This window comes from Streptomyces sp. NPDC048196 (assembly GCF_040652715.1).
Lineage (GTDB): Bacteria > Actinomycetota > Actinomycetes > Streptomycetales > Streptomycetaceae > Streptomyces > Streptomyces siderophoricus.
The window spans coordinates 93,787-110,133 of the sequence record NZ_JBEZMM010000024.1 but is presented as its reverse complement, the minus strand read 5'-3'; the positions used below and the strand labels follow the sequence as shown (position 1 = coordinate 110,133).

Sequence of the window (16,347 nt, the reverse complement as noted above, 5' to 3'; positions counted from 1 at the left end):
AGCGCCGTAACGGCCTCCGTGGCCCCTCCGGGCCCGGCTACTGCGCTCCCGGGCGCACCAGGCCGCTCTCGTACGCGTACACCGCCGCCTGCACCCGGTCGCGCAGCCCCAGCTTCGTCAGCACATGGCCCACATGCGTCTTGACCGTCGTCTCGCTGACGAACAGGTCCGCCGCGATCTCCGCGTTCGACAACCCGCGGGCCACCAGCTTGAGGACCTCCACCTCCCGGTCGGTGAGGGTGTGCAGGGTGTCCGGCACCGGCTCCTCACCCGACGGCAGATGCCCGGCGTACTTGTCCAGCAGCCGCCGGGTGATGCTCGGCGCCAGCATCGCCTCGCCCGCCGCCACCACCCGGATCGCCTGCACCAGTTCGTTCGCCGGCGCGTCCTTCAGCAGGAACCCGCTGGCCCCCGCCCGCAACGCCTCGACGACGTACTCGTCCAGGTCGAAGGTCGTCAGCACCAGCACCTTCGCCGGCCCGTCCTTCGCCGGACCGGTGATCTGCCGGGTCGCCTCGACCCCGTCCATCCGGGGCATCCGGATGTCCATCAGCACCACATCGGGCTGCAGCGCGCGCACCTGCTCCAGCGCCTGCAGACCGTCACCGGCCTCACCGACGACGGCCAGGTCCTGCTCCGCCTCCAGAATCATCCGGAATCCCGTACGCAGCAGGGGCTGGTCGTCGACCAGCAGGACGCGGATGGCCACGAGCTCTCCTTCGTTAGATCGGCCCCATTCTGCCCTGCGGCCCCCCGCCGCCGTCCCCCGGGCGCACGGGCAGCGCCTGTGCTTCCTGTGGGCCCGACCCCCGGGCCCACGGCCGAAGGCCGTCAGTCACCCGCACCGGCAGCGCCTGTGTCTCCCGAGGGTCGACCCCCGGCCCCCGGCCGAAGGCCCGTCAGTCACCCGCACGGGCAACCGGCAGCGGGTAGACCGGGGGAGTACCGCCGAATTCCGGACAGTGCGCCCGGTGGTCGCACCAGCCGCACAGCTTCGTCGGCCGCGGCCGCCAGTCGCCCGTCTCCGTCGCCAGCCGGATCGCTTCCCACAGCGCCAGCAACTTCCGCTCCGCCGCCCGCAGATCGGCCTCACCCGGGTCGTACGTCCGCACCTCGCCGCTGCCCAGATAGACCAGCTGCAGCCGCCGCGGCACCACACCCCGCAGCCGCCACATCACCAGCGCGTAGAACTTCATCTGGAACAGCGCGCCCTCGGCGAATTGCGGCCGCGGCGCCTTCCCCGTCTTGTAGTCGACGATCCGCACCTCGCCAGTCGGCGCGACGTCCACCCGGTCGATGAAGCCCCGCAGCCGCAGCCCCGACGCAAGCTCCGTCTCGACGTACAGCTCACGGTCGGCCGGCTCCAGCCGCTGCGGATCCTCCAGCGAGAACCACCGCTCCACCAGCGCCTCGGCCTCCGCCAGCCACGCCGCCAGCCGCTCACCCCCCGGATCGTCCGCGAACAGCTCCGCCAGCTCCGGCCGCTTGGCCAGCAGCCGCTCCCACTCGCCCGGCACCATGGCGCGGGCCCCAGCCGCCGTACGCGCCGCCGCCGGGGCGTCGAAGAGCCGCTCCAGCACCGCATGGACGACCGTGCCCCGGGTCGCCGCCGGGCTCGGCTTCTCCGGCAGCCGGTCGATCACCCGGAAGCGGTAGAGCAACGGGCACTGCATGAAATCGCTCGCCCGCGACGGCGACAGCGCCACCGGCGGCCGCGCCGGCTCCCCGCCCCGCTCCTCAGCGGCCCCCGCACCGGACCCCTCCTGGGCGTCCTGCACACCCTGCGTGCCCGCGCCGTCCTGCTCCGTGCTCCATCCCATGGCACAAAACCCTACGGCCCGCCACTGACAGGCGTGGACGGCCCTGCGCCGGAGGCGCCCCGCAGCCGACCGGCGCACGCCACTCCGCATACCATCGACGCCGGACCCCTGCGCCCTGCATGATCGGGATATCAGGCCGAGCAGGGGCGAAAGCCGTATTCGATGAGGGGACACTGTGGACGAGAGCGGGAAGCCGCAGGACCCCGAGGAGTCCGTGCGGCCCCAGCCGCCCGAGCCGCCCGAGGACACCAAGGACATCAAAGACACCGACACCAGCGACACCAAGGGCATCGAGGACACCGGCGCCCCCAAGGCGCCGCCACCGGGCGGGAAGGGCAGCGGCGGCGGCATCCTGATGGGCCGTCCCTTCGGCGTCCCCGTCTACGTGGCCCCCAGCTGGTTCCTGGTCGCCGCCCTGATCACCTGGGTCTTCGGCGGGCAACTGGAGCGCGTGCTGCCCGAGCTCGGCGCCGCCCGCTACCTCGTCTCGCTCTTCTTCGCCGTCGCCTTCTACGCCTCGGTCCTCGTCCACGAGCTGGCCCACACCGTCGCCGCGCTCCGCTTCAAGCTCCCCGTCCGCCGCATCCAGCTCCAGTTCTTCGGTGGCGTCTCGGAGATCGAGAAGGAGAGCGAGAGCCCCGGCCGGGAATTCGTCCTCGCCTTCGTCGGCCCGCTGCTCTCCCTCGTCCTCGCCGCCCTCTTCTACGCCGGGATGCAGCTGGTCGAACCGGGCACGGTCCCCGGCGTCCTGCTCGCCGGCCTGATGATCTCCAACCTCATCGTCGCGATCTTCAACCTGCTGCCCGGCCTCCCGCTGGACGGCGGCCGGATGCTCCGCGCCGTCGTCTGGAAGATCACCGGCAAACCGATGACCGGCACCATTGCCGCCGCCTGGGTCGGCCGCGCGCTCGCCGTCACCGTCCTCATCGGCCTGCCGCTGCTCACCCACACCGGCGCCCTCGGCAACGCCCGCCCCGAGATCGGCGACGCCGACTCGCTCACCGACGCCCTGCTCGCCGCGATCCTCGCCGCCATCATCTGGACCGGCGCCGGCAACAGCCTGCGGATGGCCCGGCTCCGCGAACGCCTCCCCGACCTCACCGCCCGCACCCTCACCCGGCGCGCGGTGCCCGTCGAGACCGCCACCCCGCTCTCCGAGGCCCTGCGCCGCGCCAACGACGCGGGAGCCCGCGCCCTGGTCGTCGTCGACCCCCAGGGGCGGCCCACCGCCCTGGTCCGCGAGGCCGCCATCGCCGGCGTCCCCGACCACCGCCGCCCCTGGGTACCCGTCGGCACCCTCGCCCAGGACCTCAAGGACGGCATGCGGGTCTCCGCCGAGCTCGCCGGCGAGGACCTGCTGGAATACCTCCGCGCCACCCCCGCCACCGAGTACCTCGTCGTCGAGCGGACCGGCGAGATCTACGGCGTCCTCTCCACCGCCGACGTCGAACGCGCCTTCGTCTCGGCGATGGCCCGCCCCAACTAGACTCCGCCCACCCCCGCGCCGCAGCCCCTGCTCACTCGCCCCTGCTCCCTCGCCCGTGGTCAGTGGCGGCCCCACGGCCCGGTAGGCTGGTCACATGTCCGAACCGACCGGTGCCGCCCGCCGTCGCGGGCCCTTCAAGGTCGGGGACCAGGTCCAGCTCACCGACCCCAAGGGACGCCACTACACCTTCACGCTCGAAGAGGGAAAGAGCTTCCACACCCACAAGGGAGCCTTCCCCCACGACGAGCTGATCGGTGCTCCCGAGGGCAGCGTTGTCCGTACCACCGGGAACGTCGCCTACCTCGCGCTGCGCCCGCTGCTCCCCGACTACGTCCTGTCCATGCCCCGCGGCGCCGCCGTGGTCTACCCCAAGGACGCGGGGCAGATCCTGGCGATGGCCGACATCTTCCCCGGCGCACGCGTCGTCGAGGCGGGCGTGGGCTCCGGCTCGCTCAGCAGCTTCCTGCTGCGCGCCATCGGCGACGACGGCATGCTGCACTCCTACGAGCGTCGCGCCGACTTCGCCGAGATCGCCACGCAGAACGTCGAGCGCTACTTCGGCGGCCCGCACCCGGCATGGACGCTCACCGTCGGTGACCTCCAGGACAACCTCTCCGACACCGACGTCGACCGCGTCATCCTGGACATGCTCGCCCCCTGGGAGTGCCTGGAGGCCGTCTCCAAGGCCCTGGTGCCCGGCGGCATCCTCTGCGCCTACGTCGCGACCACCACCCAGCTGGCCCGCACCGTCGAGGCGATCCGCGAGCACGGCACCTTCAACGAGCCGTCGGCCTGGGAAACCATGGTCCGCACCTGGCACGTCGAGGGCCTCGCGGTCCGTCCCGACCACCGCATGATCGGCCACACCGGCTTCCTGCTCACCGCCCGCCGCCTCGCCGACGGCGTCGAGCCCCCGCTCCGCCGCCGCCGCCCGGCCAAGGGCGCGTACGGCGAGGACTACACCGGCCCGGGCGGCCGCGAGAAGGCAGCCGGCAAGGACAAGGGCACGGCCACCCCGGTCGACCCCACCGACGCCGCCTGACCCCTCCACACACCGTCACCGGCCGCCCGCAACCGGCCACCGAACCCCTGGGCGCCGCCGCCGAGTTCCTCCCCGGAACCCGCCGGCGGCGCCTTCCGTTCCCCACCCACAGCAGCGCCCGCCCCGGCCCCAGAAACCGCTGACGCCACCTCCCGTACCCGGCCACACAAACCCTCAGCGCACCCTCCGCCGACCACCCCTCAGACGCCTCCGCCCACAAACCGGCCGACGACACCCTCGGTCCCCGGCCCTGGCACCCCCACTTCCCGGCCCCGGTGCCCCCGGTTTCCGGCCACGGCGCCTTGCGTTCCCGGCCATGGCGCCTCCCGTTCCCGCCCCGGCGCCTCCAGTTCCCGGCCATGGCGCCCCTGGTTTCCGGCCACGGGCCCAATCCCCCAGCGGGCCACGGGCCCCGTCCCGCCCCCGGCCCCCGGGGTTCCCCCAGACATGGCCCCTTCCGGCCACGGGCCCCCGCCCCCAGACATGGCCCCTCCCGGCCACGGGCCCGCCCTCAGACACGGCCCCTTCCGGCCACGGGCCCCCGCCCCCAGACACGGCCCCTCCCGGCCACGGGCCCGCCCTCAGACACAGCCCCTTCCCGGCCACGGGCCCCTGGCCCCCCAGGCACGGCCCCTCCCGGCCACGGGGCCACAGGTCCCCGGCCCCAGACACGCCCCCGTCCCGCCCCCCAGCGTCCACCCCCGTGCGTCCACCGCCCGGGAACCCCCACCGTCCCCCCTCCGTTCACCGGTCAGGGGCTCACACGACCCCTAAGGGATCCCCTAAGGGGCCCCGAGGGATCCCCGACGACAACCCTTACGGAACCCCCACGGGAAACCCCGAAAACTCCCGTCCAGCCGGTTCCTTGCCGCCCTGTCCTGTGGAACGATGCTGGGCACTCCCACCGGCACAGCACTTCACAGGAGTTACCCCGCGTGCAGCCCATGGCAGGCCAGGACCTCTTGCACACCCAGCCGCGCCCCATGCACTGGCTCGCCACCGCCACCGCCCTCTCGGCGGTCGTCGCGGCCGCGTCCTTCGTCCAGCCCCCCGACGCCACCGCCACCACCGCCCGCAACACCGCGGCCGGCCGGTATTCCTCCGCCCCCGACCCCGGCAAGGTCACGTTCCCGGTCACCTGCGGACCCAACCGCCCCGAGGTGGTCAAGAAGGCGTCCGGCGACCTCGACGCCGACGGCACGACCGAGACGGTCGCCGTGGTCCGCTGCCACAGCGACACCGGCACCCCGCCCAGCGGCGTCTACGTCCTCGCCCGTCCCACCGACCCGCAGGCCACCCCGCGCATCGTGGCGACCCTGGTCGCCCCCGCCCAGCAGCTCAGCGTCCGGTCCCTGGCGGTGGAGCACGGGGTGATCTCGGCGGCGCTACTGGGCTACTCCGACCTGAACGTGCCGCGCTGCTGCCCCGACGTGCACAAGAGCGTCAAATGGCAATGGCGGGACGGGAAGTTCATCCAGAGCGAACTGCCCGCCGAGGCGAGCACCACAGGTGTCTGAGTCATTACAGAAGGTGCGGGAAGGGAGCTTTCCGCTTCCTCCGGTTCACTCAGCGTCGGTTCACTCGGCGTCCGGGCCGTAGACCTCGACGCGGTCGCTGACCCGCCGCACGTGAATGCAGTCCCCGGGGCACTCCTTCGCCGAGTCCCGGACGTCGGCGAGCAGCTTCAGCGGGACGGGCGTTGTGGCGCCCTCCTCCTGGAGCAGCTCGTCATCGGCGCTCTTCACGTAGGCCAGACCGTCGATGTCCAGCTCGAAGACCTCCGGCGCGTACTGCGCACAGATGCCGTCCCCGGTGCAGAGATCCTGGTCGATCCAGACTTCCAGCTCTGGGGCTTCGTCCTGCGCGGTCATCTCGCCTGCCGTTCCTGCGTACGTGAACCGTTTTTGTCTAAGTGGCGCCAGCCCTGACGGGTGTTGACCGACTCGACGATACAACCGCTCGCTTTCCGATGTTGATGGGTGGGTATTCCCTTGGCGGGAGGACGTGCGCAAGGGTGAAGATCGGACACACCCCGACAGTCTTTTCGATCTAGGGGTTTCAACCTGCACCGGCCCAGGTAGGGTCAGGAAGCGTCCAGCTCCTTGGAGGAGGTGAGGACCGTGGCAGCCCACGACGACGACATCAACCGCGGCATCCGGCCGGGGCGGGGGTCTGAAGATCCCGCCGGCCAGGTTGCCTATCTCGAGCAGGAGATCGCCGTCCTGCGACGCAAGCTCGCCGACTCTCCGCGTCACACGAGGATTCTCGAAGAGCGGATCGTCGAGCTGCAGACCAACCTGGCCGGCGTCTCGGCGCAGAACGAGCGTCTCGCCAATACGCTCCGCGAGGCCCGTGACCAGATCGTCGCCCTCAAGGAAGAGGTCGACCGGCTCGCACAGCCGCCGGCCGGCTTCGGTGTCTTCCTGCAGGCGAACGAGGACGGCACGGTCGACATTTTCACCGGAGGCAGAAAACTCCGGGTCAATGTCAGCCCGAGCGTGGAGACCGAGGACCTCAGGCGCGGCCAGGAGGTCATGCTCAACGAAGCGCTCAATGTGGTCGAGGCCATGGAGTACGAGAGCGCCGGCGACATCGTCACCCTCAAGGAAATCCTTGAGGACGGCGTGCGCGCCCTGGTCATCGGGCACACCGACGAGGAGCGGGTGGTGAGGCTCGCCGAGCCGCTGCTGGACACCACCATCCGCCCCGGCGACGCCCTGCTTCTCGAACCGCGCTCCGGCTACGTCTACGAAGTCATCCCGAAGAGCGAGGTCGAGGAACTCGTCCTCGAAGAGGTCCCGGACATCGACTACACCAAGATCGGCGGTCTGGGCGGCCAGATCGAGCAGATCCGGGACGCGGTCGAGCTTCCGTACCTCTACCCCGACCTCTTCAAGGAGCACGAACTCCGCCCGCCCAAGGGCGTGTTGCTCTACGGCCCGCCCGGCTGTGGCAAGACGCTCATCGCCAAGGCGGTCGCCAACTCCCTTGCCAAGAAGGTCGCCGAGGTGACCGGGCAGCCCGCGGGGAAGAGCTTCTTCCTCAACATCAAGGGCCCCGAGCTGCTCAACAAGTACGTCGGTGAGACGGAGCGGCACATCCGGCTGGTCTTCCAGCGCGCCCGGGAAAAGGCGAGCGAGGGCACGCCCGTCATCGTCTTCTTCGACGAGATGGACTCGCTCTTCCGCACCCGCGGCTCCGGCGTCAGCTCGGACGTGGAGAACACCATCGTCCCCCAGCTGCTCTCGGAGATCGACGGCGTCGAGGGCCTGGAGAACGTGATCGTGATCGGCGCCTCCAACCGCGAGGACATGATCGACCCGGCAATTCTGCGGCCCGGCCGTCTCGACGTGAAAATCAAGATCGAGCGCCCGGACGCGGAGGCCGCCAAGGACATCTTCTCGAAGTACCTCACGGAAAACCTCCCGCTGCACTCCGACGACCTCGCCGAGCACGGCGACTCGCGCCGGGCGGCGGTCAGCGGGATGATCCAGTCGGTCGTCGAGCAGATGTACGCGGAATCCGAGGAAAACCGCTTCCTGGAGGTCACCTACGCCAATGGTGACAAGGAAGTCCTCTACTTCAAGGACTTCAACTCCGGTGCGATGATCGAAAACATCGTAGGACGCGCCAAGAAGATGGCCATCAAGGCCTTCCTCGAACACAATCAGAAGGGTCTGCGGGTCTCCCACCTCCTCCAGGCTTGCGTGGACGAGTTCAAGGAGAATGAGGACCTGCCGAACACCACGAACCCGGACGACTGGGCCCGGATCTCCGGAAAGAAGGGCGAGCGGATCGTCTACATCCGCACTCTGGTCACCGGAAAACAAGGCGCCGACACCGGTCGCTCCATCGACACGGTGGCGAATACCGGCCAATACCTGTAACACCGCTCGCCGGCTGCGGATGTCCTGCACGGGGCGTCCGCAGCCGGACGCATTTCCGGGGACGCCGCAGCCGCCCCATTTCAGAGCGATGGACCAGGGAAAACCGGACTGGAGCAATGACTGTAATGATCTCCCCAGCGCCGCAAAGGCGTTCTAGGCTCTTCGGTACCGCTGCGTCACGCTGTGCGGGCGTGGGGCACGCACGCGGAACGGAAGCGCAGCGGTACTTGAGCGCCGACCCCATCCGGGGGCGCCGCCGGGCAAGGAGGGCCGCATGACCGTACGGCGAGTAATGGGAATCGAGACGGAGTACGGGATCTCCGTCCCCGGCCACCCGAACGCCAATGCCATGCTCACCTCATCCCAGGTCGTCAACGCCTACGCGGCCGCGATGCACCGGGCACGCCGTGCCCGCTGGGATTTCGAGGAGGAGAACCCGCTGCGGGACGCCCGCGGCTTCGACCTCGCACGCGAGAACGCCGACGCCAGCCAGCTCACGGACGAGGACATCGGCCTGGCCAATGTGATCCTCACCAACGGCGCCAGGCTCTACGTCGACCACGCACACCCCGAATACAGTGCCCCCGAGGTCACCAACCCCCGCGATGCCGTCCTGTGGGACAAGGCCGGCGAACGGATCATGGCCGAGGCCGCCGAGCGGGCCGCCCAGGTGCCCGGCGCCCAGCCGATCCACCTCTACAAGAACAACACCGACAACAAGGGCGCCTCCTACGGCACGCACGAGAACTACCTGATGAAACGGGAGACCCCGTTCTCGGACATCGTGCGCCACCTGACCCCGTTCTTCGTCTCCCGCCAGGTCGTCACCGGCGCCGGACGGGTCGGCATCGGCCAGGACGGCCACGAGCACGGCTTCCAGCTCAGCCAGCGCGCCGACTACTTCGAGGTGGAGGTCGGCCTGGAGACGACCCTCAAGCGGCCCATCATCAACACCCGCGACGAGCCGCACGCCGACGCCGAGAAATACCGCCGGCTGCACGTGATCATCGGCGACGCGAACCTCTCCGAGATCTCGACCTACCTCAAGCTGGGCACGACCTCCCTGGTCCTGTCCATGATCGAGGACGGCTTCATCGCCGTCGACCTGGCCGTCGACCAGCCCGTCCGCACCCTCCACCAGGTCTCGCACGACCCCACCCTGCAGCGCCTGATCACCCTCCGCAGCGGCCGTACGCTCACCGCCGTCCAGCTCCAGATGGAGTACTTCGAGCTGGCCCGCAAATACGTGGAGGACCGTTACGGAGCGGATGCGGACGAGCAGACCAAGGACGTCCTGACCAGGTGGGAGGACGTGCTGGGCCGGCTGGAGAACGACCCGATGAGCCTCTCGGGCGAGCTGGACTGGGTGGCCAAGCGGGAGCTCATGGAGGGCTACCGCCGCCGCGACGGCCTGGACTGGGACGCCGCCCGGCTGCACCTCATCGACCTGCAGTACGCCGACGTGCGGCCCGAGAAGGGCCTGTACAACCGTCTGGCGGCCCGCGGCAAGATGAAGCGGCTCCTGGACGAGGCCGAGGTCCGGCGGGCCCAGCAGAAGCCGCCGGAGGACACCAGGGCCTATTTCCGGGGCCGCTGCCTGGACCAGTACGCCGACGACGTCGCGGCCGCCTCGTGGGATTCGGTCATCTTCGACCTGCCCGGCCGCGACTCCCTGCAGCGGGTCCCCACCCTGGAGCCGCTGCGCGGTACCCGTAAGCACGTCAAGGAGCTGCTCGACCGCTGCCGGACCGCGGAGGAGCTGGTGAGGACGCTGTCCGGCCGCTGAGGAGCGGCAGGTGCACGACAGAATCCGCGGCGATCGCCCGCCGATTCGCGGCTGAAATCGTCGCGGTACGGGAATCATCGAGGTGACCCCCGGGCGTTGCAGCAACAGCAGGGCCGATGTCGGACCCTGCTTGTAGGGTCGGATCTTGAAGGTCACATCGAGCGGGGCAAACCGAGCGGGGTGAGGGATATGGCGACCAAGGACAGCGGCGGCGGACAGGCGAAGGCCACCCGTTCCACCGAAGAGGTCGAGGAGCAGGCGCAGGACGCGCAGGTCTCCGAGGACCTCAAGGAACGGCAGGAAAAGCTGAGCGACGACGTGGACTCCGTCCTGGACGAGATCGACGACGTCCTCGAAGAGAATGCTGAGGACTTCGTGCGGTCCTTCGTGCAAAAGGGCGGAGAGTAGACCACCTTAGCCTTCGCATCGAAGGTGGCGGGGTGGGCGAGCGACGGATGAACAGCGTGCGAAGCGCTGCGCGCGGTGCGGCCGGGCCGGACCGCGCGCACGCTTCGCCCCGGTCCCGGCCCGCGCAGGACGATCAGCATGTGGATCACGCCCACGAGCCGGGTAAGGTCCGGGGCGTACCGTGCATCAACTGCAACTCGGCACTCGGCAAGTTGAGGGATGACCCGGGCGCACACCGCAGGGCCATCGCATATCCGGAAGGAAACGTGTGGAAGCCAATACTCGAAGCACCGGGCGTCTACCAGCTGCCTTCCTGACGCCTGGATCCTCGTCGTTCATGGACTTTCTCGGTGCGCACGCACCCGATCTGCTGCCGGGCAACCGCCCGTTGCCGCCGGTGCAGGGAGCCATCGAGGCGCCGCACGGCACGACGATCGTGGCCGCGACGTTCCCCGGGGGAGTGGTGCTGGCCGGCGACCGCCGGGCGACGATGGGCAATGTCATTGCGCAGCGTGATATCGAGAAGGTTTTCCCGGCCGACGAATACAGCGCGGTCGGAATCGCCGGCACCGCCGGTCTCGCCGTCGAAATGGTCAAGCTGTTCCAGCTGGAGCTGGAGCACTTCGAAAAGGTCGAAGGCGCCCAACTCTCCCTGGAGGGCAAGGCGAACCGCCTGTCGACGATGATCCGCAGCAATCTCGGAATGGCGATGCAGGGGCTGGCCGTGGTGCCGCTCTTCGCCGGTTACGACCTCGACCGCGAGAAGGGCCGGATCTTCTCGTACGACGTCACCGGCGGTCGCTCCGAGGAGCAGGGCTTCGCCGCGACCGGCTCCGGCTCGGTCTTCGCGCGCAGCGCCCTGAAGAAGCTCTTCCAGGAGGACTTCACGGAGGGTCAGGCCGCCACCGCGGTCGTCCAGGCCCTGTACGACGCGGCGGACGACGACTCGGCGACCGGTGGGCCCGACATGGCGCGACGGATCTACCCGATCGTCACGGTGATCACCGACGAGGGCTTCCGGAGGCTGTCCGACGAGGAGGTCGCGGACATCGCCCGTGCCATTCACGAGCGCCGCCTCGACCAGCCCGACGGCCCGCGGGCCGCGCTGCTCTGACGGGACGGACGTTCCGCAATGCCGCCACTGAGAGAGCTTTTGACAGGAAGGGACGGATAGCCGGTGTCGACGCCGTTCTATGTCTCACCCCAGCAGGCCATGGCCGACCGCGCCGAATACGCCCGCAAGGGCATTGCGCGCGGCCGTAGCGTCGTGGTGCTGCAATACACCGACGGCGTGGTTTTCGTCGCCGAGAATCCCTCCCGCGCCCTGCACAAGGTCAGCGAGATCTACGACCGGATCGCCTTCGCGGCGGTCGGGAAATACAACGAGTTCGAGAATCTGCGGATCGGCGGTGTCCGCTATGCCGATCTGCGGGGATACACCTACGACCGCGAGGACGTGACCGCGCGCGGTCTGGCCAATGTCTACGCCCAGACGCTCGGCACGATCTTCTCCAGCGCCGCCGAGAAGCCGTACGAGGTGGAGCTGATCGTCGCCGAGGTGGGCAGTGCCCCCGAGGAGGACCAGATCTACCGGCTGCCGCACGACGGCTCGATCGTCGACGAGCACGGCTCGGTGGCGGTCGGCGGCAATGCGGACCAGATCAGCAGCTATCTGGACCAGCGGCACCGTGACGGCATGACGCTGTCCGAGGCGCTGAAGCTGGCCGTGGAGTCCCTGTCGCGGGACAACAACGGCGGCGAGCGCCGGCTGACCGCGGAGCAGCTCGAAGTGGCGACGCTGGACCGTACGCGGCCGCAGCAGCGCAAGTTCAAGCGGATCCTGGGCCGCCAGTTGTCCCGTCTCCTGGAGGAGAGCGGACCGGCGGGCGCCGAGGAGCCGGCGGCGGACGCGGACGCCGGTACGGAGGGCGCCGGCGGCAAGGGCGCCAAGGGCGGCGGCACCAAGGACAAGGACGTCAAGGACAAGGACGTCAAGGACGTCAAGGGCAAGGACGGTCCGGACGGCGAACCGCTGCTGTAAGGACGGTTTCCGGGCCGGTGCCCGGTGTGCGCGCCCCGGTGGGTCACTGCCCGCCGGGGCGCGCCGCGTTGTCCGGCCCGGCCGGCGGCGGGGCGGTGGAGCCGCGGGTGACCAGTTCGACCGGCAGGGTGGGTTCCTGCGCGGGACGGCCGTCGAGCACGGCCATCAGGGCGCGCATCCCGGCCTCGCCGAACTCCTCCGCGGGCAGCCGTACGGTGGTCAGCTCGGGCTCCACCGCGAGGGCGAGGGCGAGGTCGTCGAAGCCGGTCACCGAGACGTCCTCGGGGACCCGCAGGCCGAGGCGGCGTACGGCCTTGCAGGCCCCGGCGGCGATGATGTCGTCGTCGCAGAGCAGGGCGGTGGGGCGGGGGCCGGGGCCGGTCAGCGCGGCGTGTGCGGCCTGCAGACCGGCGTCGACGCCGAGGGCGGCGGGCTGCCGGCGCAGCAGCGTACCGGGGACGGCGTCGAGGGCCTCGGTGACGGCCCGGGCGCGCACCTCGAAGGTCCAGGAGCGGACGTCGGCGGCGAGGTGGGTGATGCGGCGGTGCCCGAGCGCGGTCAGATGGCCGGTCAACTGCCGGGCGCCGGAGGCGATGTCGAGGTTGACGGTGGCGCTCGCGCGCGCGTCGTCGGGGTCGCTGTCGAGCATGACGAGGGGGAGGTCGGCGGCGCGCAGGGCGGTGAGGGCCTCGGCGGCCATGGAGGAGGCGATCACTCCGTCGAGGGTGGCGGCCGCGGAGTCGAAGGGGTCACGGGCCGGGCCGATGCCCTCGGGGGAGGGGTAGAGGACGACGCCGAAGCCGTGGTCGGCGGCGATCCGGGCGGCTCCGGTGTAGACCCGGGCGAAGAATTCCGTGGTGAGGGCGGGGACGACGAGGAGCACGGTGCGGGTGCGGCCCATGCGGAGGCTGCGGGCGGCGAGGTTGGGGCGGTAGCCCAGCTCGCGGGCGGCCACCCGGACCGCCTCGGCCTTCCCGGGGGAGACCCGGCCGCGCCATTTGTCACCGAGGACGAGCGAGACGGCGGCCTGGGAGACGCCGGCGGCCCGGGCCACATCGCGGCTGGTGGCGCGGGCGGTGGCCGGGCGGTGGCCGGGGGGCGTGGCCTTCTGGCTGGTCACGGGGTGTCTCGCTCCTCGCTCGGGCCGCTGCGGGGTGGACCGCGGGTCGCCGCCATGGTACGTATGACGGAGGACGTTATACGTAACACTGCCGTCCGGACCGGACCGGACAGAAAAGGGGCGGGGATGGCCGCGGGTTATGCGGAGCTGCTGAGAACCCGGCATGCGGCCCGGCTGCTGGCCGGAACGCTGGTCGGTCGGCTGCCGAACGCCACCGCCGCGCTGGCGGTGGTGCTGTTCGCGCGGGCCGAGGGCGGCAGCTACGCCCTGGCCGGCGTGCTCTCGGCGGTCTACGGCGTGTGCAACGCGATCGGCCAGCCGCTGCTCGGCCGGGCCGTGGACCTCTACGGGCAGCCACGGGTGATGCTGCCCGCGTCGGTGCTCTCCGCCCTCGGCATGGCGCTGCTGGCGGCCGTCGGCCTGGACGTGCTGTGGCTCGCCTACGCCGCCATGGTGGTCGCCGGTTTCTTCACGCCCCCTCTGGAGGGCGGGCTGCGGGCGCTGTGGCCCGGCGTGCTCAAGCGCCCGGACCGGGTGCACGCCGCCTACGCACTGGACGCGGTGGCGCAGGAAGTCATGTTCGCGGTGGGTCCGTTGCTGGTGACGCTGTGCGTGGCGGCGTGGTCGGCGGGGGCCGCACTGCTGGTCATCAACGCCGTGGGGGTGCTCGGCGCGCTCTCGGTCGTGGTGTCGCCGCCGTCCCGGCAGTGGCGCAGCGCGCCCCGCGAGGCGCACTGGCTGGGCGCCCTGCGGTCGGCCGGGATGCTGGTGCTGATCGGGGCGTTCTTCTTCGTGGGCCTGGCGCTGGGATCGATCGCGGTCACGGCGGTGGCGTACGCGGACGAGCACGGCGGCGGGGCGGTCTCCAGCTGGCTGCTCTCCGCGCTGGGTGCCGGGGCGCTGGCCGGCGGGCTGGTCTACGGTGCCCGGGACTGGCCGGGGCACCCGGAGAACCGGCTGCGGCTGCTGATCGGGCTGCTGGCGCTGGGGTATCTGCCGCTGGTGCTGGTCCCGGGCGTGGCCGGGATGACCGCGCTGACCGGTGTCGCCGGGGTGTTCCTGGCGCCGGCGCTGGCGTGTGCGTTCGTGGTGGTGGACCGGCATGCGCCCAAGGGGACGGTCACCGAGGCGTTTTCGTGGCTGGTGACGACCTTCGGGGTGGGGTCGGCGGTGGGCATGTCGGTGGCCGGTCCGGCCGTGGAGGGCGGCGGTGCGCAGGCCGGCTTCGCGGTGGCGGGGGCGGGCGGGCTCGCCGCACTGCTGGTCCTTTTGTCGACGAAGCGATTTCTGGGGGAGCCCGGGCGGCGTACGGCGGGTGCCGCCCCGGCGGAAAATGATCGAAACGGGGCCGTCGAACCCGGTTTCAGAGCAGGCCGTCAGGCGTAATGTTCAGTCATGGACCGCCGCATTTTCGGGCTGGAGAACGAGTACGGCGTCACGTGCACGTTCAGGGGACAGCGCCGACTGTCGCCTGACGAAGTGGCGCGGTACCTCTTCCGCCGTGTCGTGTCATGGGGCCGCAGCAGCAATGTCTTCCTGCGGAACGGCGCCCGCCTGTACTTGGACGTGGGTTCGCACCCGGAATACGCAACTCCCGAGTGCGACAACGTGACCGAGCTGGTCACCCACGACAAGGCCGGTGAGCGCATTCTCGAGGGCCTGCTCGTCGACGCCGAGCGCCGCCTGCATGAGGAGGGAATCGCGGGCGACGTCTATCTGTTCAAGAACAACACCGATTCGGCGGGAAACTCCTACGGCTGCCACGAGAATTACCTCGTCGCCCGCCACGGCGAGTTCTCCCGGCTCGCGGACATCCTCATTCCGTTCCTGGTCACCCGCCAGCTGCTCTGCGGCGCGGGCAAGGTCCTGCAGACGCCGCGGGGCGCCGTCTACTGCGTCAGCCAGCGCGCGGAGCACATCTGGGAGGGCGTCTCCTCGGCGACCACCCGCTCCCGCCCGATCATCAACACCCGTGACGAACCGCATGCGGACGCCGAGCGCTATCGCCGGCTGCACGTCATCGTCGGCGACTCGAACATGTCCGAGACGACGATGATGCTCAAGGTGGGCGCCACGGATCTCGTCCTGCGGATGATCGAGGCCGGCACGGTCATGCGCGATCTGACGCTGGAGAATCCGATCCGCGCGATCCGCGAGGTCAGCCACGACACCACCGGTCAGCGCAAGGTGCGGCTGGCCAGCGGGCGGGAGGCCTCGGCGCTGGAGGTCCAGCAGGAGTACTACGAAAAGGCGGTGGATTTCTGCGACCGCCGCGGAATCCGCACCGGTCTCGTGGAACGCGTACTGGAACTGTGGGGCCGCACCCTGGAGGCGATCCGCGACCAGGAACTGGACCGCATCTCCACCGAGATCGACTGGGTGATGAAACATCAGCTGATCGAGCGGTACCGCACGAAGAACAACATCACGATGTCCCACCCACGAGTGGCGCAGATAGACCTCGCGTATCACGACATTCACCGCCGCCGGGGGCTTTACTACCTCCTGGAGCGGAAGGGTCAAGCGGCGCGTATCTGCAATGACTTGAAGATCTTCGAGGGCAAGTCGGTGCCCCCGCAGACGACTCGGGCCCGGCTGCGCGGTGACTTCATCCGGCGGGCGCAGGAACAGCGCCGGGATTTCACCGTCGACTGGGTGCACCTCAAGCTCAATGACCAGGCGCAGCGTACGGTCCTGTGCAAGGACCCGTTCCGTTCGGTGGACGACCGGGTGGAGAAGCTGATCGCCGGAATGTGA

At 70.3% G+C, this 16,347-nt stretch carries 15 protein-coding genes; 11 read left to right on the top strand and 4 right to left on the bottom strand.

Annotated features, from left to right (window positions below):
* Window positions 1–37: 37 nt before the first annotated feature.
* Window positions 38–709 carry a response regulator transcription factor gene (locus tag AB0E02_RS23090; protein WP_030801847.1) on the bottom strand — a complete coding sequence of 224 codons (672 nt, stop codon included), beginning with the start codon at window positions 707–709 and terminating at the stop codon, window positions 38–40.
* Between the two features lie 190 nt (window positions 710–899).
* The gene (locus AB0E02_RS23085) at window positions 900–1,820 is read right to left on the bottom strand and encodes a PD-(D/E)XK nuclease family protein (RefSeq protein ID WP_362142173.1); all 921 of its coding nucleotides are present in this window, start codon (window positions 1,818–1,820) and stop codon (window positions 900–902) included.
* 175 nt (window positions 1,821–1,995) lie between these two features.
* On the opposite strand from AB0E02_RS23085, the gene AB0E02_RS23080 reads away from it, so the two are divergent.
* The 3 genes from AB0E02_RS23080 (at window position 1,996) to AB0E02_RS23070 (ending at window position 5,865) form a co-directional block, all read left to right on the top strand.
* Window positions 1,996–3,306, top strand: coding sequence for a site-2 protease family protein (locus tag AB0E02_RS23080; RefSeq protein ID WP_362142171.1), 1,311 nt, complete (start codon window positions 1,996–1,998; stop codon window positions 3,304–3,306).
* 94 nt (window positions 3,307–3,400) lie between these two features.
* Complete coding sequence (locus AB0E02_RS23075) at window positions 3,401–4,348, top strand: tRNA (adenine-N1)-methyltransferase (RefSeq protein ID WP_362142169.1); 948 nt, start codon at window positions 3,401–3,403, stop codon at window positions 4,346–4,348.
* Between the two features lie 944 nt (window positions 4,349–5,292).
* On the top strand, window positions 5,293–5,865 hold the full coding sequence (locus AB0E02_RS23070) for a hypothetical protein (RefSeq protein WP_362142197.1): 573 nt from the start codon (window positions 5,293–5,295) through the stop codon (window positions 5,863–5,865).
* Between the two features lie 60 nt (window positions 5,866–5,925).
* On the opposite strand, the gene AB0E02_RS23065 is transcribed toward AB0E02_RS23070, so the two are convergent.
* Window positions 5,926–6,219, bottom strand: coding sequence for a ferredoxin (locus AB0E02_RS23065; RefSeq protein ID WP_030801836.1), 294 nt, complete (start codon window positions 6,217–6,219; stop codon window positions 5,926–5,928).
* A 249-nt stretch (window positions 6,220–6,468) separates the two neighbouring features.
* On the opposite strand from AB0E02_RS23065, the gene arc reads away from it, so the two are divergent.
* The 6 genes from arc (at window position 6,469) to prcA (ending at window position 12,470) form a co-directional block, all read left to right on the top strand.
* Window positions 6,469–8,235, top strand: a complete 1,767-nt coding sequence (gene arc / locus AB0E02_RS23060) for a proteasome ATPase (protein ID WP_362142166.1) — start codon at window positions 6,469–6,471, stop codon at window positions 8,233–8,235.
* 274 nt (window positions 8,236–8,509) lie between these two features.
* Window positions 8,510–10,021, top strand: a complete 1,512-nt coding sequence (gene dop, locus AB0E02_RS23055; RefSeq protein WP_078866244.1) for a depupylase/deamidase Dop — start codon at window positions 8,510–8,512, stop codon at window positions 10,019–10,021.
* 189 nt (window positions 10,022–10,210) lie between these two features.
* Window positions 10,211–10,429 carry a ubiquitin-like protein Pup gene (locus AB0E02_RS23050; RefSeq protein ID WP_030414306.1) on the top strand — a complete coding sequence of 73 codons (219 nt, stop codon included), beginning with the start codon at window positions 10,211–10,213 and terminating at the stop codon, window positions 10,427–10,429.
* Between the two features lie 47 nt (window positions 10,430–10,476).
* Window positions 10,477–10,746 (top strand): endonuclease domain-containing protein, encoded by a 270-nt coding sequence (locus AB0E02_RS23045; protein ID WP_362142195.1) that lies wholly within the window; start codon window positions 10,477–10,479, stop codon window positions 10,744–10,746.
* On the top strand, window positions 10,698–11,543 hold the full coding sequence (prcB, locus tag AB0E02_RS23040) for a proteasome subunit beta (protein ID WP_030414304.1): 846 nt from the start codon (window positions 10,698–10,700) through the stop codon (window positions 11,541–11,543). The genes AB0E02_RS23045 and prcB overlap by 49 nt, the downstream gene beginning before the upstream one ends.
* Window positions 11,544–11,606: 63 nt before the next feature.
* A complete protein-coding gene (prcA, locus tag AB0E02_RS23035; protein ID WP_362142163.1) occupies window positions 11,607–12,470 on the top strand; it encodes a proteasome subunit alpha in 864 nt (287 codons plus the stop codon).
* 43 nt (window positions 12,471–12,513) lie between these two features.
* Here prcA and AB0E02_RS23030 read toward each other — a convergent pair whose 3' ends face one another.
* Window positions 12,514–13,590: a LacI family DNA-binding transcriptional regulator gene (locus AB0E02_RS23030; RefSeq protein WP_362142161.1), complete on the bottom strand. Its 1,077-nt coding sequence runs from the start codon at window positions 13,588–13,590 to the stop codon at window positions 12,514–12,516.
* A gap of 126 nt (window positions 13,591–13,716) precedes the next feature.
* On the opposite strand from AB0E02_RS23030, the gene AB0E02_RS23025 reads away from it, so the two are divergent.
* Together AB0E02_RS23025 and pafA are read left to right on the top strand one after the other, a co-directional pair.
* The gene (locus AB0E02_RS23025) at window positions 13,717–14,976 is read left to right on the top strand and encodes an MFS transporter (protein WP_362142159.1); all 1,260 of its coding nucleotides are present in this window, start codon (window positions 13,717–13,719) and stop codon (window positions 14,974–14,976) included.
* A gap of 9 nt (window positions 14,977–14,985) precedes the next feature.
* On the top strand, window positions 14,986–16,347 hold the full coding sequence (gene pafA / locus AB0E02_RS23020) for a Pup--protein ligase (protein ID WP_030414300.1): 1,362 nt from the start codon (window positions 14,986–14,988) through the stop codon (window positions 16,345–16,347).

Excerpts from the sequence above, each read along its gene's own strand:
- AB0E02_RS23085 (WP_362142173.1), bottom strand. The coding sequence starts at position 1,820 with ATGGGATGGAGCACGGAGCAGGACGGCGCGGGCACGCAGGGTGTGCAG.
- AB0E02_RS23075 (WP_362142169.1), top strand. The coding sequence starts at position 3,401 with ATGTCCGAACCGACCGGTGCCGCCCGCCGTCGCGGGCCCTTCAAGGTC.
- AB0E02_RS23070 (WP_362142197.1), top strand. The coding sequence starts at position 5,293 with ATGGCAGGCCAGGACCTCTTGCACACCCAGCCGCGCCCCATGCACTGG.
- AB0E02_RS23065 (WP_030801836.1), bottom strand. The coding sequence starts at position 6,219 with ATGACCGCGCAGGACGAAGCCCCAGAGCTGGAAGTCTGGATCGACCAG.
- dop (WP_078866244.1), top strand. The coding sequence starts at position 8,510 with ATGACCGTACGGCGAGTAATGGGAATCGAGACGGAGTACGGGATCTCC.
- AB0E02_RS23050 (WP_030414306.1), top strand. The coding sequence starts at position 10,211 with ATGGCGACCAAGGACAGCGGCGGCGGACAGGCGAAGGCCACCCGTTCC.
- AB0E02_RS23045 (WP_362142195.1), top strand. The coding sequence starts at position 10,477 with ATGAACAGCGTGCGAAGCGCTGCGCGCGGTGCGGCCGGGCCGGACCGC.
- AB0E02_RS23025 (WP_362142159.1), top strand. The coding sequence starts at position 13,717 with ATGGCCGCGGGTTATGCGGAGCTGCTGAGAACCCGGCATGCGGCCCGG.
- pafA (WP_030414300.1), top strand. The coding sequence starts at position 14,986 with ATGGACCGCCGCATTTTCGGGCTGGAGAACGAGTACGGCGTCACGTGC.